The organism is Providencia sp. PROV116 (genome assembly GCF_028482485.1).
GTDB lineage: Bacteria > Pseudomonadota > Gammaproteobacteria > Enterobacterales > Enterobacteriaceae > Providencia > Providencia rettgeri.
Genome location: NZ_JAMPQO010000034.1, coordinates 1 through 22,558 on the forward strand (window position 1 = coordinate 1; position 22,558 = coordinate 22,558).

The 22,558-nt window shown below is 37.6% G+C and carries 30 protein-coding genes and 1 pseudogene; 17 read left to right on the top strand and 14 right to left on the bottom strand.

Translation table 11 applies throughout. From position 1 onward, the window contains the following. The coding region (locus tag PSE72_RS18790; protein WP_272691090.1) for a carbohydrate porin at nt 1–678 on the bottom strand (678 nt) is incomplete at its 3' end. Between the two features lie 392 nt (nt 679–1,070). Continuing rightward, nucleotides 1,071–1,292 (bottom strand): RecX family transcriptional regulator, encoded by a 222-nt coding sequence (locus PSE72_RS18795; RefSeq protein WP_272520433.1) that lies wholly within the window; start codon nt 1,290–1,292, stop codon nt 1,071–1,073. 386 nt (nt 1,293–1,678) lie between these two features. Between PSE72_RS18795 and PSE72_RS18800 the strand changes: the two genes are divergently transcribed. The 4 genes from PSE72_RS18800 to PSE72_RS20000 all read left to right on the top strand — a co-directional run bounded on the left by PSE72_RS18800 (nt 1,679) and on the right by PSE72_RS20000 (nt 3,724). Then, on the top strand, nt 1,679–1,945 hold the full coding sequence (locus tag PSE72_RS18800; protein WP_198635248.1) for a type II toxin-antitoxin system TacA family antitoxin: 267 nt from the start codon (nt 1,679–1,681) through the stop codon (nt 1,943–1,945). Further along, nucleotides 1,930–2,424 carry a GNAT family N-acetyltransferase gene (locus tag PSE72_RS18805; RefSeq protein WP_198633987.1) on the top strand — a complete coding sequence of 165 codons (495 nt, stop codon included), beginning with the start codon at nt 1,930–1,932 and terminating at the stop codon, nt 2,422–2,424. The genes PSE72_RS18800 and PSE72_RS18805 overlap by 16 nt, the downstream gene beginning before the upstream one ends. Nucleotides 2,425–3,331: 907 nt before the next feature. Beyond that, nucleotides 3,332–3,430, top strand: a complete 99-nt coding sequence (locus tag PSE72_RS18810) for a type II toxin-antitoxin system RelE/ParE family toxin (protein ID WP_238563193.1) — start codon at nt 3,332–3,334, stop codon at nt 3,428–3,430. Nucleotides 3,431–3,604: 174 nt separating this feature from the next. After that, the gene (locus PSE72_RS20000) at nt 3,605–3,724 is read left to right on the top strand and encodes a helix-turn-helix domain-containing protein (RefSeq protein ID WP_368924810.1); all 120 of its coding nucleotides are present in this window, start codon (nt 3,605–3,607) and stop codon (nt 3,722–3,724) included. Nucleotides 3,725–4,583: 859 nt separating this feature from the next. Here PSE72_RS20000 and PSE72_RS18815 read toward each other — a convergent pair. The 3 genes from PSE72_RS18815 to PSE72_RS18825 form a co-directional block, all read right to left on the bottom strand. Continuing rightward, entirely contained in the window at nt 4,584–5,606 is a 1,023-nt protein-coding gene (locus PSE72_RS18815; RefSeq protein WP_110592925.1) for a ParB family protein, read from the bottom strand. A 5-nt stretch (nt 5,607–5,611) separates the two neighbouring features. After that, entirely contained in the window at nt 5,612–6,856 is a 1,245-nt protein-coding gene (locus PSE72_RS18820) for a ParA family protein (protein WP_110592926.1), read from the bottom strand. 314 nt (nt 6,857–7,170) lie between these two features. Next, nucleotides 7,171–7,314: a hypothetical protein gene (locus PSE72_RS18825; RefSeq protein ID WP_267748342.1), complete on the bottom strand. Its 144-nt coding sequence runs from the start codon at nt 7,312–7,314 to the stop codon at nt 7,171–7,173. 49 nt (nt 7,315–7,363) lie between these two features. Here PSE72_RS18825 and PSE72_RS18830 point away from each other — a divergent pair, with 49 nt between their 5' ends. Both PSE72_RS18830 and PSE72_RS20005 read left to right on the top strand, forming a co-directional pair. Continuing rightward, the gene (locus PSE72_RS18830) at nt 7,364–7,507 is read left to right on the top strand and encodes a hypothetical protein (protein WP_181420526.1); all 144 of its coding nucleotides are present in this window, start codon (nt 7,364–7,366) and stop codon (nt 7,505–7,507) included. Continuing rightward, nucleotides 7,504–7,572, top strand: a complete 69-nt coding sequence (locus tag PSE72_RS20005) for a DUF4113 domain-containing protein (RefSeq protein ID WP_110593009.1) — start codon at nt 7,504–7,506, stop codon at nt 7,570–7,572. The genes PSE72_RS18830 and PSE72_RS20005 overlap by 4 nt, the downstream gene beginning before the upstream one ends. Nucleotides 7,573–7,657: 85 nt before the next feature. Here PSE72_RS20005 and PSE72_RS18835 read toward each other — a convergent pair whose 3' ends face one another. Both PSE72_RS18835 and PSE72_RS18840 read right to left on the bottom strand, forming a co-directional pair. Beyond that, nucleotides 7,658–7,894 (bottom strand): hypothetical protein, encoded by a 237-nt coding sequence (locus PSE72_RS18835; RefSeq protein WP_198642051.1) that lies wholly within the window; start codon nt 7,892–7,894, stop codon nt 7,658–7,660. Nucleotides 7,895–7,965: 71 nt separating this feature from the next. After that, nucleotides 7,966–8,088: a hypothetical protein gene (locus PSE72_RS18840; RefSeq protein WP_269814244.1), complete on the bottom strand. Its 123-nt coding sequence runs from the start codon at nt 8,086–8,088 to the stop codon at nt 7,966–7,968. A gap of 157 nt (nt 8,089–8,245) precedes the next feature. Here PSE72_RS18840 and PSE72_RS18845 point away from each other — a divergent pair, with 157 nt between their 5' ends. The 8 genes from PSE72_RS18845 (at nt 8,246) to PSE72_RS18880 (ending at nt 13,980) form a co-directional block, all read left to right on the top strand. Then, nucleotides 8,246–8,536: a hypothetical protein gene (locus PSE72_RS18845; RefSeq protein WP_198635252.1), complete on the top strand. Its 291-nt coding sequence runs from the start codon at nt 8,246–8,248 to the stop codon at nt 8,534–8,536. A 64-nt stretch (nt 8,537–8,600) separates the two neighbouring features. Further along, the gene (locus tag PSE72_RS18850) at nt 8,601–10,601 is read left to right on the top strand and encodes a ParB/RepB/Spo0J family partition protein (RefSeq protein ID WP_272691091.1); all 2,001 of its coding nucleotides are present in this window, start codon (nt 8,601–8,603) and stop codon (nt 10,599–10,601) included. A gap of 43 nt (nt 10,602–10,644) precedes the next feature. Then, the gene (locus PSE72_RS18855) at nt 10,645–11,022 is read left to right on the top strand and encodes a hypothetical protein (RefSeq protein WP_272691092.1); all 378 of its coding nucleotides are present in this window, start codon (nt 10,645–10,647) and stop codon (nt 11,020–11,022) included. A 21-nt stretch (nt 11,023–11,043) separates the two neighbouring features. Continuing rightward, the gene (locus PSE72_RS18860) at nt 11,044–11,310 is read left to right on the top strand and encodes a hypothetical protein (RefSeq protein ID WP_110592930.1); all 267 of its coding nucleotides are present in this window, start codon (nt 11,044–11,046) and stop codon (nt 11,308–11,310) included. Nucleotides 11,311–11,642: 332 nt separating this feature from the next. Then, a complete protein-coding gene (locus PSE72_RS18865) occupies nt 11,643–12,296 on the top strand; it encodes a nitroreductase family protein (RefSeq protein WP_272518376.1) in 654 nt (217 codons plus the stop codon). A 355-nt stretch (nt 12,297–12,651) separates the two neighbouring features. Further along, nucleotides 12,652–12,873: a hypothetical protein gene (locus tag PSE72_RS18870; protein WP_198633975.1), complete on the top strand. Its 222-nt coding sequence runs from the start codon at nt 12,652–12,654 to the stop codon at nt 12,871–12,873. A gap of 633 nt (nt 12,874–13,506) precedes the next feature. Continuing rightward, on the top strand, nt 13,507–13,749 hold the full coding sequence (locus tag PSE72_RS18875; protein ID WP_267751294.1) for a hypothetical protein: 243 nt from the start codon (nt 13,507–13,509) through the stop codon (nt 13,747–13,749). 36 nt (nt 13,750–13,785) lie between these two features. After that, nucleotides 13,786–13,980: a hypothetical protein gene (locus PSE72_RS18880; protein ID WP_110592933.1), complete on the top strand. Its 195-nt coding sequence runs from the start codon at nt 13,786–13,788 to the stop codon at nt 13,978–13,980. A 120-nt stretch (nt 13,981–14,100) separates the two neighbouring features. Here PSE72_RS18880 and PSE72_RS18885 read toward each other — a convergent pair whose 3' ends face one another. After that, nucleotides 14,101–14,376, bottom strand: coding sequence for a type II toxin-antitoxin system RelE family toxin (locus PSE72_RS18885; protein ID WP_110592934.1), 276 nt, complete (start codon nt 14,374–14,376; stop codon nt 14,101–14,103). Between the two features lie 7 nt (nt 14,377–14,383). Next, a complete protein-coding gene (gene relB / locus PSE72_RS18890) occupies nt 14,384–14,608 on the bottom strand; it encodes a type II toxin-antitoxin system RelB family antitoxin (protein WP_110592935.1) in 225 nt (74 codons plus the stop codon). Between the two features lie 326 nt (nt 14,609–14,934). Here relB and PSE72_RS18895 point away from each other — a divergent pair, with 326 nt between their 5' ends. The 3 genes from PSE72_RS18895 to PSE72_RS18905 all read left to right on the top strand — a co-directional run bounded on the left by PSE72_RS18895 (nt 14,935) and on the right by PSE72_RS18905 (nt 17,041). Then, on the top strand, nt 14,935–15,153 hold the full coding sequence (locus tag PSE72_RS18895; RefSeq protein WP_272691093.1) for a hypothetical protein: 219 nt from the start codon (nt 14,935–14,937) through the stop codon (nt 15,151–15,153). A 465-nt stretch (nt 15,154–15,618) separates the two neighbouring features. Beyond that, complete coding sequence (locus tag PSE72_RS18900; protein ID WP_272691094.1) at nt 15,619–16,098, top strand: antirestriction protein; 480 nt, start codon at nt 15,619–15,621, stop codon at nt 16,096–16,098. Nucleotides 16,099–16,174: 76 nt separating this feature from the next. Then, a complete protein-coding gene (locus tag PSE72_RS18905) occupies nt 16,175–17,041 on the top strand; it encodes an LPD29 domain-containing protein (protein WP_272691095.1) in 867 nt (288 codons plus the stop codon). 112 nt (nt 17,042–17,153) lie between these two features. Here the strand turns inward: PSE72_RS18905 and PSE72_RS18910 are convergent, their stop codons facing one another. The 5 genes and pseudogenes from PSE72_RS18910 to PSE72_RS18930 form a co-directional block, all read right to left on the bottom strand. Next, nucleotides 17,154–17,594: a transglycosylase SLT domain-containing protein gene (locus PSE72_RS18910; protein ID WP_272691096.1), complete on the bottom strand. Its 441-nt coding sequence runs from the start codon at nt 17,592–17,594 to the stop codon at nt 17,154–17,156. A gap of 520 nt (nt 17,595–18,114) precedes the next feature. After that, nucleotides 18,115–18,948 (bottom strand): annotated as a pseudogene (locus PSE72_RS18915) (IS91 family transposase); the annotation flags it as partial. A 2,015-nt stretch (nt 18,949–20,963) separates the two neighbouring features. Then, nucleotides 20,964–21,500 carry a fimbrial protein gene (locus PSE72_RS18920; RefSeq protein ID WP_272691098.1) on the bottom strand — a complete coding sequence of 179 codons (537 nt, stop codon included), beginning with the start codon at nt 21,498–21,500 and terminating at the stop codon, nt 20,964–20,966. A gap of 13 nt (nt 21,501–21,513) precedes the next feature. After that, nucleotides 21,514–22,062, bottom strand: a complete 549-nt coding sequence (locus PSE72_RS18925; RefSeq protein WP_272691099.1) for a fimbrial protein — start codon at nt 22,060–22,062, stop codon at nt 21,514–21,516. Nucleotides 22,063–22,073: 11 nt separating this feature from the next. Continuing rightward, nucleotides 22,074–22,514, bottom strand: a complete 441-nt coding sequence (locus PSE72_RS18930) for a spore coat protein U domain-containing protein (RefSeq protein WP_272682189.1) — start codon at nt 22,512–22,514, stop codon at nt 22,074–22,076. Between the last annotated feature and the right edge of the window lie 44 nt (nt 22,515–22,558).

Sequence of the window (22,558 nt, forward strand, 5' to 3'; positions counted from 1 at the left end):
TAAATCATTCGCCGTATTACCTGAATACTGTATAAACGTATCTTGTCCTAATGGGAACATGTCATAAGCTTCGTAACGGCCGAGCTTTACTTGCCAGCGATCCTTTTGCCCGAAATAAAAAGCGGCGTCATCGAGGTTCATTTTTCCTGTCATATCCGCAAGCGGCTGCATAGAAAACCCTGCATAATTTCCATTATCTTTCAGATGATTACCATCTACCCCAATCAAAATCCGTCCATTAATAGCCCAATTATCACTCTTATTTGGTTGGTTGTTTTTCCCAAGAGCCGTTCTGACAGACGTAATTTGTCCCTGACGACTCGCCGCATCCATATTGAACTCAACATCACCATAAAGCTTAAGTTCACCGTAATCATTGTGGTATTGGATCCCAGATGTTGATTTTTCTTCACTCTCCCTTGGTACATTTGTATTGGAAATAGGCTCCTTAACAACGGTTGATATGGGTTGTTTGGTCGTTTCATGCATATTCATCACTCGTTCGAGCTTTTCTGCTTTCAGTTCAGCAGCTTCGGCACGTCGTTCTGCCAATTCAGCTCTTTTCTCTAACGCCTCTAGCCTTGCCTCAATAAGGCTTAAATCTGTTTGAGCATCCCCCACCAAAGGGAATAGGATGATAAAAGCTGCTGCAATCGCAGATAACGGTAACATCTTCATATTAATACCTATTTGAATTAAACCAACAAACATCATTGCTAGCGCTTTTTCTTCTCTTTCTTGATTTATCCTGAAGTGAGCTGCCAAGAACATGGATGGTAGTATATAATTAAAGATATGTTAACGTTAACATTAAATTAATAAAAGAAAGATCGAACTCACAATTCACTGATTAATCTAAAATAAGCAACGTCAAAAACCATGTTTATCTTTTATTTTAACCAATTGAAAATTAATTAATTTTATAAATTAATAATATAAAAACTAACCATTGAATAACTCATAAATCATATCGCGAAAAAAACTGGATACTTTAAGCGTCTGATTTGTTTTCTTTTTATTTGAAATTATGAGGAAGGTTATCACCAACGAACCAATGCGGCCTTTTCAAATCAATCTACATCTAGAGTGGCAAAATACTTTTCCACAACCGTTTCAGTGAAACTTTTCTGCCGCATTTCTTGTTTTATCCGCAATAGTTCATACCCTTTACGGAAATAACCTTGCATTAATAGCCCCGCGATACGGTCGTCATCATGAAAATATTGCTCACTTAGCCTTTCAAGCACTAATTCAATTAAAGGCTCATCAATAATACCTTCATTTTTTTTCATACATACGCCGTTTCATTCGAGCAAATAGGTCTGCTTTCCCATAATCACAGCGGGAAAGCATAAACAAGGCATATTGACATAGCTCGGATTCATTCATGTCGTTAAACTTTGAGCATTAAATTGGGCGCATTGCGCGCCCAATTTAACATAAACCTTGAAATTCTAAATAATTCCAATTAGTGAACTTGAGTGACACTTTGCAACAGTCCCCATTTAAATTATCTCTTTAAAAGTATCGCATATAGGCTATAGCATTGATAGTGAATTGATGGTTTTTAGCATATCTCATTGGTGTGTACCTATATGCCACATACGAGAGTGTTGACAATAGATACACATCAAGTTACCGTATATCTATTGTGTATTTGTATATAGGAGTTATAGTCATGCGTAATGCTGCAATTAATCTTCGGGCTTTACCTGAACAACGAGACTTAATCGATGAGGCTGCTAGTCTTCTTGGTAAGAACCGATCTGATTTTATGCTTGAAGTCGCTTGTGAAAGAGCGCAAGCAATATTGCTAGATCAAGTTTTTTTCCAATTAGATAATGAAAAATTTCAGCAATTTAATTTATTACTTGATGCTCCAGTTAATAGTAACCCTGGTCTAGATCGTTTAATGTCAATAGAAATACCATGGAAGGAAATATAGTGAATCTGCAACTATCAACTCCTAAACCATTATCATCATCTCATAGACTAGATGAATTTTTTTGTGGCGAATTATCTTTAGATGATTGGCTAAAGCGTAGGGCTCTATCTAACCATTTGAATGGAGCCAGTCGAACCTTTGTTATTGCAGATTCATATCAACATGTTTGGGGTTATTATGCATTAGCAACTGGAGCAATTTCACACAATGAAGCTACAGGACGTGTTCGTCGAAATATGCCTGAGCCAATTCCAGTTATTGTACTTGGAAGATTAGCAATCGATTTACGTGCTCAGGGAAGAAAACTAGGTGCTTCTTTATTACAGGATGCTGTTGTTAGAGTTAGAACTGTTGCTGAAAATACTGGGGTTCGTGCGTTACTTGTTCATGCTTTGAATGATAAAGCAAAACAATTTTATGAATACTATGGTTTTACTGCATCCCCTATTAGCCCTATGACATTGATGCTTACACTATAATCTAACTTACATTTTAAGTTTTATCTTTTATAAATGGCGTTAACGATACCTTATCATTTACTGAATGCACATAAGTAACATGATAAGTTTCTCGATCTACACTCATACCTTTCATATAGTTATACTCAAATGATATGCCAAACAATATAACTCAAATATTAGAATTTAACTAATGGCATCAATTAAATATATATCATCACAGGCTGAAATTCAGACTGTCATCAAAGCGCTTGGCGTTAATTTAACGTTGAAATAAGATAGTAGTATCACATAGATAAAAGCTAATCAGCCTTTAGCGATAGTGAAAAATAAGTTATCAAAACTAGTGTAAAATACAGTAAAAGCGGTATATCGCTCAGTGAATTTTCCCCTTCAGGACAAGTACAACTGAATTTATTTGAGAGTGCCCTCGGATTCACAAGATAGATGAACTTATACAGACGATTGATCAGAATAATAGTTGAAAAGGTGCTATCTGGTTTACAGCTCAGGTGATTCGATCGCAATCCGCCTTGTGGAAAATGAAGCCGCAGCTTTTTCTCCTCGATGGACTACAAAATTTTCAGATTTTCCCTTTGTTAGAAGTTAATGAGATTAAAAAATAATCTTTCTATTAAGTTCATCGATAATCAATTGATTGCATCAATTATCCACATGGATAAATGTATTTCTCAACTACTTAACTAGATTTTTTTATCCTTTATAAATTGCATTTAATTGCAAATTGGTAGAGGGGGATATGCATACAGTCAAATACCACAAAGAAGTAGAAAAAGAAGCCAATGATTTACCCATTAAAATAAAAGTTAAATATGATCGTATAGTGCAGAAAATGGAATGAAATCCCCATATTTTACAGAAAACAGAAACTAAACCTCTTAGGGATGTATTATTTGAACTCAGAAGTATCAGGAATGATTTAGATCGAGGGCTTTGGGTATATCATAAAGGAAAAATAATTTATATATTGCTGATTTTCATAAAAAATACAAAAAACAGAATTTGAGATCGCAAAAGCAAGATTGCAAGGGATACTGAATGATAAATAAGCACAATGATTTGTACAGTGAATGAATGAAAAAAATCTCAATATTGGGCCGATTATGAAGAAGAACTATAGAAAGAAAAATTTCAAGCTCTGCTAACAGAATGGTGCAATAACGCATGTTTAACTAAAAAATTGGGTGTTAATCACTCAACTATCACTCGTATGGAGTCGAATTTTGATAACGCGAGTATCCGTAATATTATTAAATATGCAGTGGCCTGTGATATTCAAATTTCAATAATCTCACTTTAATTTTGCAGAGTCTGAATAATGGTCATAACACATGCGAGTGTAGCGTGAATCCGTCATATCGACGCTTGCAATCTAAGATTTGGGAAGCCTCGCTCTTTAAGTTGGGGAGCAGGCACGTGGCAATATTTTTCAAAAACAATTAATGCCTTGCTTTTTGAGTAGATTATTGTCTCAATGGGTTTTATGGTGAGCATATAGGCGACAATTAATGTTCGAATTTCTTCTTTTCTCAAAAACAGTTCCGAGGTACATTGGTTGACGATGTTGAAGACACTTCAAGATGACTTCTTGCTATTAAAAGAGGACTTATCAAGCCAATTATTGACAGTACCTTACGCTTATCTAAAACTGCTTATGCTCACAAGCGAATCTCAAACAACTAAGCTCGTAGGAATATTATAATTATATCTTAATGCTATTGTATCGGGATAGTAAAGCAACTTACGGTTAAAATATCCGGTTGTCTGACAATATTCCTTTTTTTGCAATTCCAACAGCAGCTACAAACTCATCAAATAGTCGTCTTTAGGCTATCAGTCGATATATCCCCTCCCCGACTATATCTGGCAAGGGTGATTTATCACTAGCTAGTTTGACTATAATGTCGAATACTCTCTACCTAAATGTAAAGTTTAATAGTATGTTGGATAGAGTAAATACTGTGTAATTTTTGACGAACAAGGGGGTTGTTTTATTACAAAAAAATGAAAATAAAACTATAATGCATTGTTTATATTAGTTTAATTTTATTAGTTGTTTTGGCGAAATACCATTGATTTCGATATGCTATTTTATGGTATGTTGGCTCAGTAAATGGAACACCTCGCCATTTACGGCAAGGCGTAGTCACATTGTTTTTTTATTCTTTACTTTTTTCTTGAACTATTTTAGATAGCTTTAGCTTTATCAAGCGTTCAAGCTCTTGAATAACGGTTTGATTAAGCCTATTAAACTCAAAACGTACTTTTCTACCGTTTCCACTGTAGCTAATACGGGCATATTGATCCTTATTATTGAATTCGACAATATCAGAGGTTTTCCATGCTGAGGCGGGCTTAGTTTTGTCTGTCATCAACTCTAAAATATTTGATAAATCGTCTAATATATTTTTTTGTGTTTCTTGGATATTTTCAATTACTAGGCCTTTACGATTATCTCTGACCTCTTTGCATAGTACTGCTAAATCTATGCCCTCTTTATGTGCATTACTTTGGAGTTTAGAAAGACGGGCATAGAATGTATTAGGTATTCCTTCGCAGTCAGGAAATAAATTAACTAGACGTACATCAATTAATGCTGCCTGAATACGTTTACGAACTGACTCAGTACTTATACCAATATATTGAGCTAATTGTTCATTAGTTGTGAAGTTATTATCCTCCATTAGCTTTTGATACTGTAAACCTACCTCGCGGTAAGAGAGTTTTCGAGAACTTTGCGCAGCACTAATAATAGAGAAAATATCTTCATTGGATATGTCGTTTGGTAAAACCCATAATGGTAGGTCGGTAGATAATTTTATGCAGCAATAGCGACGTCGACTTCCTTCAATTAAGTGGTAAATACCATCCTTTCTGATAGCAATACCTTCAGTATCCACTCCCCGTTGTTTTATTTGTTCCAGAATATCGCCCATGGAGTTCTCATCCAATGCTTCCTGGTTACGTGGATTAAGATAATGAACAACAGTTTGTTCAGAGACTTTATCCCCTGAGACTATGATGTGTTCAGCATCAACTTTGTGCCCGTTTTTCAGTGTAAAGGTTCTTTTGGGGATATTCCCCCCTTTTAAAGAGGGGAGTCCATTTCTCTGCTCAAAACGTGTTTTCTTCGAATTTCCTAAATACATATCTTTGTTTGTGCCTCTTTCTACATCAGTCATGCGGATTACTCACTTTTTGCAGAGAAACTTTTGATTTCATTTATAAATTGTTGATATACCGAACTTACTGACATTTCAGCTATATCGAACTGTTTTGCAGGACATAAATCCTCTGATTTTTTGATATCTAAGACTGTCCTGCCCCTTTCTGCTGCTGCAACAAAAGCCTCTGAATGTTTTATATTAGTTGTCATGAACTTGTCTTGTACGGTACGTACAAGCTTGTTTAATGTTCGAACTTCATGTTGGCTTTTATCATCGACATTAACAGCTAGTACCTTCATCCATTTGATATTTTCTCCTCTAGATGGTAGCTGCTGTAAACGTGCACCAATCGTTAGCATATAATTTGTTGTGGAAGCAAAGTCATACTCACGCGGTGTTATTGGCACTAGTAGTGCATCAGCAGCTTCATTTGTTGACCATATGATTGGCGAGTCTTGTGGTGGGGTGTCTATAAAGATAAGGTCATAATGCTCTTTTAGAACAGGAACGACAATATCTCTAAAACGAGTGAGAAGCTTATTTCGTTCATCTTTGCTTAAGCGCCAGTATAGATCAGTGAATCTATCATCTGTGGGAAATGCTGTAATAACATCCATATTCGGAAGATGAGTACTGAATGGAATATTAGCGATGATATCTGCCTCAGAATAACCTGCTGCTATATATTGAGAATAATCACCATCGGGCTCGTATTCAGCCAGCAAAACATCGGTAATTGTTAGATAAATATCGTCATCATTAGTGGTTCGGATAAGATTATTTCCGATAGAGCCTTGAGGGTCTAAGTCTACGATGCAACAGCGGGCGTTTAGGTTTAGATCTAATGCAGCAGCTGTTGCAATTGTGGCTGTAGTTGTACTTTTTCCTGTTCCACCTTTATGGTTTTCTATGACGATGACTCTTGGCTTATACATATCCGAGTAACGATGGGCTCCCAGTTCTTCCATGATCATTTGAACGTCGAATCGTGTATAAAGATGGTTTTTATTTTGAAAAATAGGTTCGCCAATGATTTTCTTAGCCTGCATTTCAGTCACTATCTTTGAGAATGTATTGCGAGATTTTCCAAAAAAATCAGCCAGAGCTGTTTTGTTTAAACAGTGGTTATATATAAGCCTGTCCAGACCATCTACTTGTTTATCAGTAACTTTAATTGTATTTACTTCAGCAATAGATTCTTTTAATGAAATTTGTTCAGCTTTCATTCGCTGACCAATTATTAGTATTTGATCTAAAATTGACATTTTTTGCCCCTTGCTTGTTTTTTTACATTATTAATGTAAATTGTGCGTATAACAAGTAAATATTGCCCTTAAGTGCGCAAAATGAAATATTACGCTTGATTATTTGACGGTGATATCTTGGCGAACAAGGGGGTTGTTTTTTGCGGGGAACAGAAAAAATCTTTTAAAAAGCCAGTAATAACAAGAGATACGGTATAACTTTTTTGATATCCTTCACCGGCAAGCACGGTATGTCTTACCGCTAAGATGTTACACGCTCAAATTATTGGCGCACGTTCGCTTGGCCATAAAGTGGTGGGTTACGAGTTACTTCGCTAATCGGTGTGTGCGTTTGCCGAACGCGCAGCAGAAAAACTGTGTGAAGAAAAAACAGTATTGTCGATTAGTGATATTGTGGGTGCAGAGTAACCATTTTTCTCATCATGAGTCGCATTATTATCAGCAAGAAGCCCAAACACTCATTTATCCTACACAAGATACGCGCAATATTATTCAGGCGCAGTCATTTTGTTTGACCGACTTTGGCTTCCGAATGTGAAATACAGTAAAATTGGTGAACTGATGCAGACGATTTACCAGATTAATCGAGGAAAAGATGCTATCTGGTTTACAGAGCAGGGTATTCAAGTGCAACCAATTTATGGAAAATGAAGCAGCAATTTCTTTCGCCTCGATGGACAACTCAATTTTCTGACATTCCTGTCGTAAAATGTTAATTATGGTGTGGTTATTATTTGAGCACCTTTGGTAATCATTCATAAATCAAACTATTATCCCTGTTATTAACTTGGTTATTTCAAGTTATCCACTGATTTTGTGGGTACTCCTTTTTTGCGTTTCGGTGCAACGGCTTAATGCTGGCATTGAGCCAGGCTTAAGCCGAACGCCGGATTGACCCCATTTACACACAGTTGGCGCAGGTTCCCCGTACACTCCCGTTCTCGCGCCTGTTTGGGGCGTGTTCACTGGTTCGCCAAATGTGGAAAATGGGGACAACCGGCTTGAAAGGTCAACCGCTGCGCCTTTTACCGTTTTCAACGTGGCGCAAAGGGCAGGGGTGCAGCTCCCTGCGGGACCGCCCCTGGTTCACTGCTTAGCTGCGCTAAGCGTTAATAGCGACTTGCCGTTCGCTTCTCTCGCTGCAAGTCGGGTGCTGCCATTTTCTTCACCTGTGTGATTAATCTTTCATCGAGCCCCTCCGCTTGGCCTAAAACATAGCCTCGTCTCGTCATACAGCAAGCGTAAAGTGCACTCCAACAAAATTCTTGTCGCTGCGCTTTCCAACAATTTTGTTTCCGCCCTTGCTTCCTTCCTCGTCTCGGCTATGTACGGCCTTTGCAGCGGAGGAACTCAATGAAAGAAATCATTAACACCGAGGAGGATTCAAAAATGTCATCACATCAAAACCTTGCAGCTCCAGAATCTAACGAAAGAAGGGTTAAAACCCTACTGACGCATGAACAGAAAGCGGATTTATTGCATTACATTGCGCCGTTAACACGGTTATTGGATTTATTCGAGGGGAATATTTCACCGGAGTTATACGACGAAGAAATCACGCTGTACAGTGATGCATACGATTCCAACAGTATTTTTATGAAAGATGGGTATCCGATTGGTTTTAGCGACAACTTAAACAACATGTTCTATCTGCGTCCTGAACTTATTCAGGCATCTTAGGGTGCTAAGGGAGTTAATGAGCCTCCCTTAGCTTAGACACAATAAACTAATAAGATTGAATAATATGTCTACATTAGAAACTATCATTAACCCAAAACAACGTAAAGCGAAAAAAGGCGCAAAATCGGCTCAGGCCGACGCGATTTATCAGGCATTGGACAGTGTGGAAGCGCATGTATTGCCGTTATCGGCATTGGTACAGAGTGAACTCAATGTGCGTAAACGACCAATCGATGAAAAAGCCTTGTCAGAGCTGGCAGACAGTATTCAAGCGGTTGGAATATTACAAAACTTGGTGGTTTACCCGATGGACAATGACGTCTATGGGGTAGCAGCGGGTCAACGTCGTTTACTCGCGTTACAACAATTGGTGATAAAAGGGCATTTAGCGTCGAGTTTCCCTGTGCCTGTTAAAGTGGTCTCAGAGTCCGATGCGCTGATTATTTCCCTGACGGAGAACAGCCAACGTGAAGCTATGCATCCAGCCGACCAACTTCATGCTTTTATCGAGCTACAAAAAACAGGTAAAAATGCAGCTGAAATCGGTGACTTATTAGGGTTCAGCACTCACCACGTGAAAAAATGTCTGCGTTTAGCAAATATGGCTCCCAAGCTGTTAGCCGAATTGGATGCGGACAATATCACCCTTTACCAACTGCAAGCATTAGCCGGAACGCCTGACCACGACCGTCAAGTCATGGTATGGAACAATGCTATTGGGTGGAAAAAAGAGCCACGTTACTTACGTGAAGCGGTTGAAGAAACGAAAACCGCTGTCGAAAATAATCGATTGGTGAAGTTTGTGGGGTTGGATGCCTACCAGCAAGCAGGGGGAACCCTTGAAATTGACCTCTTTACCGAAACAGGATTTATTGAAAACGCCCCACTATTAGAAAAATTGGCACTCGATAAACTCACTGCGTGTGCGGAACTGTTAGCGGATATTGAGGGTTGGCAGTTCGGTACTGCACGTTTAGAGCGTCCGAGCTTTTACGGTAATGACGGGGAAACCTTGTCACTCAGTCATGCGCCCGAGGCGGTCATTCCCCCTGAATTTGCGGATTTACTGGCTGAATTACGTGCTCGTGAAACAGATTTACGCCAGCAATCATGGGAAACCAATGATGAAAATGAACAAGCTGACCTTTGTCAAGCAGTGGCAGACTGCGAAAAGCAAATCGAAGACATTAAAGACCGTACCAAAAATCAGGCGTGGACAGTTGATGGAAAAGCAACAAAAGGCGTAGTGGTCTATCTTGACTGTGATGGAGAACCGTGTGTCATCCGTGGCGTCATTGACTTAGCACAGCAAGAGCCACAGTGCAGTGAAGCGGAATGCGAAACTGAAAGTGTGAGTGAGCAATCAACGACGCAAGTTGAGACAGTTTCTACCTATAGCGCAGCGTTGTGCAAAGGTCTCTCTTCTGAGCGCACCTTAGCGGTTCAAGCAGCTCTGACTCAGCATCCGAATGTGGCACTGGCGATTTTGGTTCACGATGCGTGTATTCAGGTGTTTGGTTCATTGTATGCCAAAACTGCATTTAACATTAAATTCTCGCTTTCTCAGGAGGAGTTACTCAAAAATGCCCCGACCGCCCAAGACAGTGAAGCATTGCAATTACTCAATACGCAATTTGAGTCATGGTCAGCGCGTCTCCCTGACGCGTGGCAAGCCGATTTCTCATGGTTGTTGTCATGGGAGCAAGCGGATTTAGTCGCATTACTGGCGTTTTGTTCCGCGCAAACGTTAAGTGAAGTGAACCATCATGCTCCGCACGATAACACGTTAGCTAAAGCTTTGCGTCCAATTGAGCAGGCGATTGCCTTCGATTTTCGCCAGTGGTGGCAGCCAACAAAAGCCAATTTCTTTGGGCGTATCAGTAAAGACCAAATCAGCGATTGTTTAGCCGAGGCAGGCGCATCAGATAAAGTCCTTGAAGCCGTCAAAATGAAGAAAGGGGATGCTGCGGAGTTGGCTGAAAACACCCTCAAAGATACGCATTGGTTGCCTCGCTGTTTTCTCGATGTAAACGCTGACACTCACAACACCGATAACGCACAATAATCAGACTGGAGACACTGCCCTGAAAAGGGCAGTGTGAATAATCATGACAACTATTCCAAACCATTTAGCCCTTGTACCCTTTAATGACCGTCAATATGCCGCTGCAAAAGCTATTCTCTTTGTCGAAAATAAAATACAAAAAGGGCAATACCAAAAACGGTATCTCTATGCGAGTGCGTTAATTCGATTTTTTACGGGGAATAAAAACGCTATAACCGCAAAGGATTTGCACTCTACGTTTGTATTATCCTTTGATGACAAGCGCGAAATACCGTCAAAAAATCGCTATCTTGCCGCCCTTGATACCTTGATTTTGCCCCGTTGTGGTCGGCTCTGGTTCTCTTGGATTTTAATGAAGATATCGATACCCGATCATACGGTGAACAATTACTGGATAATTATACCATTCCCAATAAATTAATCGGTTGAAAGGGTGTTGACGATGAACGAATGGAATGTAGTTTTACTTGAAACTGAAGACAGTTTGCTATCAATGATGCGCGGTGAGCACTCAAAAGAAACGGTGATTAACTCAGCAATTGCCGCGAATGAAATTTCACAGAGTGATCGAGAAACGTGGTTAGCCTGTGAAGATATCTATGTGGATTATTATAAGGCGGTGCCTCGAGAAGGGTATGCAGCCTATTATTATCCCGTCAGTCAGGACGTTAAAGAGGCATTTTTAGCTACGTGTCTCGAGCTATTTTAGGTTGCTAGCGAGACAGGGTGAAATAGAGGATAACAGTACGTTTATGCAATAGCGTGGGTTGAGTATTAAAATAGCGATAACATAATAAAATCTTGTGTTTTTAATTAATTATGATTAAGCCATGAGGTTATGAATTTAATCTACATAGCCGTTGAAGTAAATGGCAGTATTTGATAACTCTAAGGTAATAATTTTTGTTAAAGTGCAACAGTTAAAATTACGAGTCATAGAGTGATATATAACAATAAAATATTTCTATCTGCTATGTTATTTAGTAAACACGCAGTTAGTAGTTTTTATCTATTGTTCTTGAAAAATAAAGGATTAGTTTTATGAGTGAAGTTGATATAGCAAGTATTTCCGAAAAAAGATACACAACAAAACACTACGATGGTTCAAAAGAAGTTTCAAAAAGTGACTTAATAAAACTATTAACTGTATTAAGAAACAGCCCATCATCAGTGAACTCTCAGCCTTGGCATTTTTTTATTATAAACAATAAAAATAACCCTAATCTGCTATTGTCGGGCGTGTTAGACTTTAATCATAGTCGAATAGCCGATTCTACTTATACCATTGTTTTTTGTATAAGGAAGTCAATGGATAATGAATATTTAGAGCATTTAACCAATACCGAAATTAATGACAATAGATTTGAAAATCTAGACATTGCTCAAGAGATGGATAAAGGGCGTCGCTATTTTGTTGAATTAAATAATAGTAGCTCAGAAGAACTTAAAAACTGGGAAAGCAAACAACTATATCTTGCATTAGGTCAATTTATGTTTGCGGCTGCCGCACTAGGGATAGATACAACTGCTATAGAAGGATTTAACAAGGAAGAAATTGATAATATTTTAAATTTAAAGGAAAAGAACCTAGAGAGTGTAGTCATGACTACGATTGGCTATCGCTCTGAAAGTGATTCGAATGCGAAAAGGCCAAAATCACGCCTCAAAGACGATGAGATATTTACTTTCATTTAATGCTTTAACGATAAATGGACGACTGATAGATTGGAAGTTGGAAGTCGCCTGTTTAGTCATGAATGACAACAAGTTAATAAAAAGACAATAATCAAAGTTAAATGAATTGTTGATAGCTTTCCTTAAACAGCGGCATCACCCTTTGTCTCTCGGAAAACGAGTATACCTCGTTAGCTTTTGAGTGTGAAAACAGTCCGTTTTGTTAAAAATAGATGAGGCTATACAGGGTGGGATTACATGTAGCTGATTTTAAGTGGTAAAAATAATGAGATTGCACTTTTTGAGCAAAAGTTTAAATCAAAATTCATTCATCATAAAAACACAATAATCCCTTATGGGCTCCTACGGCGGCCCTATGTCCTCGAGCTGCCGCCTACACTCCAGCGCTATTCGTTTTACGAATGGGTTTCCGCAAAGCGCGGAAATGATGTATTGGGTAGGGCGAGAGCAAGCTGCTAAAACAGCCCCGACAGAAATTATCTTAATACAGTTTATGGATGCGTTATCCGTTATGCCCCATTGGATTGATAAGGCAACAACAATACAGAATCATTTAAATTGTAAGAGATGGTTTTAGGGAACGAGACTGATATTTTTGTCAAATTGGACGGACGTTATTTCACGTTTAGGGATGTTTCAACGCTATCTCACGCGCAAATTATTTCGCGTGTGCGTTGTGCTGGACTGCTGGCACAACAATGAAAAAAGCAGGCTTACGCCTGCTTAATCCGAGCCGAGAGATACTTTAGCACAGGAACTCATGGCATCAGCTCACTCAAAGGAGTAGCTCCTATGAACGCAAATATTATTGTATATGCTGCCAACCCTGTAAAGTCCCAAATGCCCGTTGTGTCAAAACGTCGGGCCGTGCGTCACGATATCGCTATTAGTGATATTAAGCCAGCCTATCTGGAAATGTCGTGACATATCGACAAACAACTTAAAGGCAAACAGCCCGTTCGCATCCCTACAATGAATAACCAGTGTTTGGGGCAATTTATGCGTTGTTTAGAACTGCGTAAATCGTGGATTTAAGTTAACTCACTGCCCCTTTTTAAGGGCAGTTCTGGAACATCGATATGTCACAATTGAGTTTTTTTGATGTGGTTTAAGTTAATCCTCGAAAATAGAACCTCCTGTCACCGCAGAGTCACCCAGTAAGGTACAAAAAAAGACCGAAAAAACAGGCGAAAAAGTCAACCTAACCACGATGAACCCTAAGTCAAACCGCGATTTTCACACCGATTTTATTCAATTATTTAATCAAAAGGCGCGTTATCACAGTCGTGTAGACGTGTTTTGGGATTTTATTCATGTTGCTGCGGTTTCATTAGAAAACAATGTGAAACAGTGCACTGAATTGGAACAAACTTACTTTAACGTGATTGTACGTTATGAAAGAGCCGATTTAGATTTATTCGCCAAATACTTACTATTTGTGTTAATGCCTTAGATCAACAAGCCACTGATTTTTTTAGGAGCGATGTTTATGTCTCTTGAGCTAGGCGAAGGGACATGGGGGCAATTTTTTATGCCATTTCATATCAGCCAGCTAATGGCAAATCTTATCATCGGTGATTACAGCACGATAATTGAAAAAAATGGCTATATCAGTGTGTTCGAGCCAATGTGCGGTAAACGTTACATGTTATATTTTAAACTTACACCCTACATGCTTATGTAGTGACAAATTGAATGAGTCTATTCTAAGAATAGTTATCTTTTTAGTAACATCGACTACCGAAATAGAATATTTCATGGCTAGTCTTGAGCGAATCAATGACTGGCCATAATAGAGCGGAAGTTAAAAGTGTTTATAGACATCTTTTCGATGACCAATAGACAATGCGAGTATGACTAATCGTTCATCTTCAATGGTTGCGATTAAACGATAATCGCCTATGCGATAACGGATAAATTCAGCCTTATCCCCCTTCAATATTTTACCGATTAATCGAGGGTTAATGCTGTTATCTATATTTTTTTCAATATAGCTCTGTATGATTTTCTGATGGCATCGATCTATTTTCTTTAGCTCTTTCTGAAACCGTTTTGTATATTCAATTCTGTAACGAGGCATAGTTACCTCAAAGCGGGTCAAAGATAGCTTTATGGCTCAACGTCTGATTATCGTTTAGATATTCCTCGTAAGCTTCTTCTGCTAGTTTTAAATCAATTTCATCTTCAATTTTTTCAATAATCGCACTTTTGCAAAGTTCACTGAAGGTCAAACCTTTGGCGTTGGCATACGATTCAAACAAAGATAGTTCTTCATTGTTAAGCCTGATTGCTTTTGTTAAATTTTTTTTCATTGTTCCCTTCCCTCTTTATTGTTATACATTGTATAACTTTTTGTTTATTTTGTCAATTCATATCAAATGGGAGCCAACTTAATTTAATTGCGTGTTACATGGGAAAAATATGAGTTTGGACTAGGGGAAATTCAGATAAATAAAATCCATTTTCATAGGGTTTAGCATAATTTTGCTTATTTAAGCTGGTGACGAAATTGTAAAAATGTCATTACTTATGTTTATTATCTATGGACAATTAGGGAATGGCATACAATGCTGAAAATAAAGGGCTACCACGAATGTAACTAGCCGTTAATGTTACGGTTATCGCTTGTGCCAACTCTATGTTACAACAAGGTTTTAACCCGAAAATGCGCATGATTGCGGTGTGTACCGATATTGATGAAGTGGCTGCCCGTATGTGCTACGTCCAACTGGCATTACTGGGGATTCCTGCTATTGTGAATATTGGTAACAGTTTAACGTTGGACATTCGTCAAACGCTATATATCCGGATGTTAATGTTAAATTCATTTCGCTTTAAATCCTTTTTAACAGCCTAATTCACGTTATTTCAAGGGGATTTGTTCCCCTTTTTTGCGCATCGGCTTAATCCTGGCATCGAGCCAGGCTCAATCCGACAACGTCAACCCCTGCGCCTTTTTACGCTGACGCGTGGCGCAAAGGACAGGGATGCAAGCTCCCTGCGGGAGCTGCCCCTGATAAACCGCTTAACGTTGTTAAGCTCAAAGGACGCCTTGCGGTTCGATTCTCTCGCCGCAAGTCGCGGTTGCGTCATTTTCAGCCACTGTGTTGTTAATCTTTCGCCAAGCCCCTCCGCTCGGGCTTAAACATAGACTCAACTCGTCATCCAGCAAGCGTAAAGTGCACTCCAGCAAAATTCTTGTCGCTGCGCTTTCCAACAATTTTGCCTCCGCCCTTGCTTCCTTCCTCATTTCGTCTATGCACGCCCTTTGCAGCGCAGGAACTCGACGAAAGAAATCATTAACCCAAAAGGGGGCACTAAAATGACTCAACAACAAAACCTTGCAGCGAGAGAATCTAATGAAAGAAATGGAAAAGACGAAATCGAAATCACGGCTATTGAGGTAAAAAATGCTCAAGCTCGTTTAACATTTTTACCTTCAAAGTTAGGGCGGCACTGTATTACTTTTGAAAATACAATCTATAACTGGATGACTCGGAACGCCGTAGCCTATAACGGCGGCTATTGGGATTTTTATACGTTGTCGAATGGCGGTTTTTATCTGCAACCGACAAAAGGCTATATGCTCACTTCACCGAATGGATTTATGGACGATATGAGCGCCCAAGAAGCGGGAATAATTGTCACTTTAATGATGTTAAGCCATTTTTCATTTGTGACTTATGAAAAATGGCATCATGAAGATTGTGAGCGTATTTCTGCTTATTTTCATCAATTACGGGATTTTATTTTCACATTATCCCCTGAATCACAAACCAAAATATTAAACGCCATTGATTAACACTATCCCGCGCAAGTCTCAGGCTTGCGCTTCATTAAACACCATCAATCAATAAATCAGAAAAAGGTAAATGAATATGGAACAGCAAACATTATTATCGGTTGGTCAAGTGGTTTACACTAATTTATATAATCTCGGCAAGGGGGTTATTGTTAATATTCATGGCGACCAAAAACCACAAAGCATAAAGAATATGTATAATGTTATGGTCACAGGGGGCAATGCGGAATTTGATATCGTATTTTTTAATGGGAATAAAACAAATCGTTTACCGGAATGTATTTTACACGGCGTACAATGGAAAATTGAAGGTGAAACGGTTGAACAAGAAACAATTAAATCATTAATTGAAAAAGCTGAGGCACATGAACAAACCGAGAAAGCTGAAGAAGAACGAAAGAAAAATGAATTTAAACAAGGTGTCGAATTCCAAAAAAACAACACAGAATATTCACACTTAACACAGATAACCTCTAATTCAGATAAGGAAGTCAAAATAGTCGGTAAAAATATCCGCGCTGAGTTAAAAAAACATTTTCCAAAAACAAAATTTTCAGTTCGTAAACAATATTACAGTTCTTATCATGTTTCATGGACAGATGGTCCGACAGTGGATGAAGTCGAATCTATAATCAATAAATATGAAACATCGCGTTTTGATAGTTATACCGATTATCATTATAGTGATACATCACCTTTTAATGTAGTTTATGGTGGTGCTGATTATGTTTTTACACATCGTCAATACAGTGATGAAATAATCGCATTGGCTATCAAATCATTGATTGAAAAATATGGCGAGTCTTATGAGTTTGATACCTCGCTAATGACGGTTGAAAATTATCATCAAGGAATGTTATACAAAATTGGACGCGAACAAATTATTGGAAATGATGGGGTAGGTGGAGAAATCAACCGTGTATTAAGAAAAACAAGTTATTAAAGAAAACGCGCCATAAAGGCGCGTTTCTCGTTTTAATACTAAGCCACATGCATTACTTAATATCAAATATGATTATAGCGTTAAAAATAGAAAGTAAAAGGAATAAGTTTAGTTATTTTTTAATGTTAAGATAAATGTGATAGACCTCAATCGCGTATTGATTTCTTTTTTTCTCTTGAACCTCTGATTTTTTTAATCCTGCATTATATGCGCCAACCCCTTTCCATATATCCCCTTGTATTTGAATAAATTTCGCCAGATAAAATGCGCCCGTATAAATATTCATACACGGATCTAACCTTAATTGGTTTTCGGTAATGCCATACTGGGCTAATTCATTAAAGTTTTGCGAATGAATTTGCATTAATCCAATCGCGTATCGTGTCGATGATGCTTGGTTAATCGCATTCGGTTGGAATGAACTTTCACGAAAGGCAACCGCACGTAATAAATCAGGGTCAATTTGATAATCATTTCCTGCTTTATCATAACAATCAAATGAAAATGAAAAAGGTGAAAAAATTAACGCAATGAGAATACAGATTATTCGCATATAAAACCCCATAAAATAATAAATACTCTTAACTCAGAATCGCCCATTTTAATTAAAAAATAAAGCACTATTTAAATGCAAGCCCAAAGAAACAAGGAGCAATAAATATGCTCCTCTGAAAGAAAGACATCACACACTACGCAAAATTTCATTTTGCAAGAATTTATCATTAAATCAGGGTGTTGATTAAAAATAAATGGGTGAAAATTTTGAAAATTTTAGTGCCAAGCCCATTACTAGCCCACTAATGGCGTCTATATGTGGGCTAAATAGATGCACTTTGTGTGTTTTGTTAATTATATCAAATAAATCTAATTTTTCGCTAAATTTAGTGGGCTAATGGTGGTCTATTGTAATATACTGTTTATATGCAATTTATTTTTTATGATTGTATTTGGTGGGCTATTTGTGGGCTGTGTGTTAATTGACCGCAGCCCACAAATAGCGGCTAGTAGAAACTAAGGAAATAAAAGAATGCCACGTCAACATATATATATGAAGCAAAAAACATTAGATGGAATTCGTAATATTGTGGATAAACGAAAAGCGGATGGCGCTGATGCAAACAAGAAGCCGAGATAGGGGGACGTTTTAAATAACGGCCTAAATATTTCACGTTGTGCCAAGCCCCTCGAGTCTTTTTAGCAAAATGGAGTTTCCAATAGCGCTGAAATTGGGCATTGAGATAACGACACCACGTCGGATAATCCCAGATATGTCCGAAGCCCGGTAATGTTTTTGGCTGTAATTGACCATAGGTATCCCGAAGGAGTCGAATGACGGCGCTGCGCCAGACCTTTTCGACATCTTTCTTTTTAAAGAAAATCGATTTCCAGGTGTCATATTGGGTGAGGCCACCACGGGTGACCGATAAATGAATATGCGGATGTTGATTGAGTTGGCGGCCATAAGTATGCAGCGCACAAAAAATTCCGATTTCAAGGCCTTGGCGGCGTGCGTGTTTGAGCATAGCACGGGTTGCGCAGCGAAAGAGTTGGTTGAGTAAGGGCCAGTTGTTGTTGAAGAAAGGCCAAAGCAGGTGGGGCATGGTGAGGGTGATATGTTGCCACTCGCAATCGGGCAAAATATGGCGTTGCAGGGCAATCCATTGTTCGGTGCCTTTCAGTCCGCAAGCACTGCAGGCTTTGGATTTACAGCTTTGGCAGAAAAAGCGTGAATGTGTGCAATCGTGAGACTCACAGCAATAGCGACGAACGCCCATAGCGCAAGTGCCGCAGGCGAGCATTTTTTCGATGCTGAGACTCTGCCATTCATCGACAGGGTTGTTATCAATGAAACGGTTCCATCCGTCATCGTATTGAAATAATAATTTAGCGGGTCTGGGAATATACATAGAGCAGAGTATAAAAGACGATAAGGGAGTTGCCTAGGAATAGAGCGGCACTGCCGCGATGCTCACGCCGTAGGCGTGCTTATGTTCTATGAAAATTTGCCTCACTATACGTTGTTGCTATCACGGTAGGATGTGAATGTATGCTCCAATAATGTACATTATTTTTCTCATAGAAAAAACTTGAACTTTTGAAATATATAGAAAGTCCCTCAATTAAATTTCACTTTAGGGTTTTTTAATGCTTCATTAAGTGAGATTTAAGGTGAATCATTCCATTGTAAAATCAACTCCATTAATATTATCTTAGTCAGGCTTTTTATTAGAAGAAATAATAAAATTCACATTTGCTAAATATTAATTGTAACTAAATTAAATTAGTTTCAAGGAAAGATACTCTAAAACTGTTTTTTTATATTATTGATATTAATTTTAATATTTAAACCCTGTAAATCTAATTTTCCTGATAATTGGGTGGCTTTGGTTGAAATGGTTAATTATATTAGGTTATTATTTTTATGAGGAAAAAGGAATTACGAATGATATGAATAATTAAAAGTTATGAGGTAAATAATAAGATGGAAGATTACTGATTACTAAGATAAAAAAACTAATAAGGGTTAAGCAGGTCCAGACACTACTACGATATTAGCTGTGGTACGGCTAAAAAATCATCATATAGAGAATTGATAAGAATTACATCGCTATAATAAGCCATGTGAATTCTAGCTAACAAGAGTTTAATTGTTACAAATTGTTTTTTTGATTGTTAGTCGAAAAGTTTTAGAGGGGAGAGTAAATTTGTTTTCAATATATATAAATAAAAACTTTAACTTAAATGGTTTTATGTTTTTTTAAAAGTAATCTATTTAATATGTTTGATATAAAAGCTTATATAAGGCTATGCGGTTAAAATAAATCATGGAATAAAATTAAAATTATTATTTTATAGATGAAGAATATAATTACATTTAAGTTTATTGTTTTTTAAGAGCGTAATAATTATTGAGATATTATAATTTTATTTTTTTATCAGGAGGGTGTTAATATTAATTATTTTTTATGATAATATATTTAGTGTTATCCTTATAAGATATCATGTAACTAAATGTAATTAACTTGAAGATAGTATTTCTATTTGTGCCATTAATTAGATTAATTAGATTAATTAGATTAATTAGATTAATTAGATTAATTGATGATAGTAATCTAAAATTATTTAAACTATGGTTTTATTTTTTTATGATAAAAATCAATCTATTACTATTTTTTTTGGTGGGGCTGATCGTCTATAGCGATCAAATTCAATCATTTGATAGGCTTTAACTATCATTTGGGTTTTATTGATCGATTTAAACTCGTTTACCATGGGGTGTTATAATTATATTATTCAGATTATATTTTAATTATTTTCCATAAATATTTTAAAGGGAATTCATGGATTATTATATTGATACTTTAATTGATAGCTATACTTTTTATATAGTGCATAGGAGTGATTGCCAATACTTACCTAATAAATCAAATAGAATTTTTTTAGGTAATTTTTCAGACTCTTCATTGGCAATAAAAAAAGCAAGAGAGTATAGCTATCTAAAGGCTAATGGATGCTATTGGTGTTGCAGAAGTATTCATAGGAAATATAATGATTAGATAAGGATTCAAAGAATATGAAATTTTTATTTTTTAATATGTCATTTTTAATGACGCTAGCGATATATTTAAATCCTAGTTAACAGGAGGGAGGGAGTTTATGGCAAATGATTTTATAACAGAGTTTTAAATGAAATTATTTATTATGGGGTTTGAGATGTAAATTTTTATGACCGAATTAATTATATATAAAAAGCCATTCTAAAATATAAAATTAAATTTATATTGAATTATCATTTCGATTTTAATGTGTTAAGGTGTTTTTCATTAAAAGTTTAGGTTATTTAAAATAACCTACTGGAAGCTTAAAATTATTAGTTAAATATTAATTATTAGTTAAATGTTAATTATTAGACTAGGGCTGATTATTTATATAGTGCATTGATAATCAGGCTGCTTTTCATTAAACCTTTTTCAACTGTTTGTCCTTGGGCATAAGGTTTAGCCCAAAAACTAATATCAAATTGATTATTCTGATTGGCACTAAAACGTTTGTTTACGCCTGATAAGTCAATTGGAGTAGTATCTAACCACGATAAATAAATTCCGACACCGGATAAATTGGTTTTAAGTTCGCCCCCGAGGCCATTATGCAATGCGCCTTGGCTACCAGGAGTCACTTTGATATCAATATAATTAGGTTTAAATCCACTTTTCTGACAATCTATAATAAATTGTGTTTTTACCGCAGGTTGCTTTCCTGACAGTAAATCATTTTCATTAATAACGTTAAAATCCACTATTTTATTAAATCCTTTCCCATCATTAATATTACAAGTGATCGTAACGACATCCAGAGAAATGGCCAATTCGGTCTCAGGGAGAGCTTCATCTGACAGCGTGAGTGGCGAATAAAAATTTAAGCAAGTGACCATAAAATACGCGTATATTTTTTTGTTCATACAAAGGCTCGCATCAGATATATTTTATTTTGATAGTAATATGGGTGTCCCCATTACCTAAGCTAATGGATTGACCGCCCAGCGGAAGGACAACCGGTTTTATTTTTAGTTTGACTTTCATCAGTGAGGCCTCTGCTTTTTTAAAAAACAGCTCCTTTCCCATGGGGACACCTTCGTTAATGGAACCTATTTGTGCGTCTTCCCATGTCACAAGATAGCCCAAGGAGGTATTTTTTGAGCCAATATAACCTGATGATCCCTGAGTTAAATGGGGATTAGCAGGCTCAAAGCGTATTGAAATCCTCTGGGGCTTAATGGTTCCAGAGCAATCCAGTGAGAGTGTCGAGTGTCCTTCAATTTCACCCGACAAAATAGTGACCGTATCTACAGGGCCAAAAGCCACATTATCTACCGTGGCCGGTAAACACGTGGCAATTTTGACATTCATACTAAATTGCGATTGAACAGCACCGCCAACGATGGATGCTGGTTTTAGCTCAGAGCCATAACCTCTCGTTGTACTGAATATTAACAGGCTGATAAGCAACATAGATTTGAACATAGAGCCCTCAATTAATTGAATGTCAATTTAATGTTTAACGCTGTATTGGCGGCCCCTGGAGATACAATCTCACCGAGTGCAACGGGCTTAACTTTAATTGGGATCGTAAAACTTGCCGCGGTGGGTTTATTCGTTGGTGTCACGGCTGTGCCGTTAACAGTGATGGCGGTATCCAGAGGTTTTACCGTCGAATCTCCCCACCGCAGTTGATAACCTACAGTCGAATTGAGCTTGGTATTAATAATGCCATTTGCCACATCTTTAACACCATCAGCAGCTGTAAATGTCAGGGTATAATTGGCCATTTTTGTATCGCAAGCAATTGCCAGTGACATCACTTTGTCGGCGACCGTCCCTTTTTTAATATCGCCCGCCGCTTGGTCACCAAAGGCAACATCTGCCACGGAAGCACTGCAAGATGCCTTGACCGTCATGCTTATATTTGAGGTCACGGTACCTCCGGTAACATTTGAGGCAAAGCTAGTGGCGCCAGCAT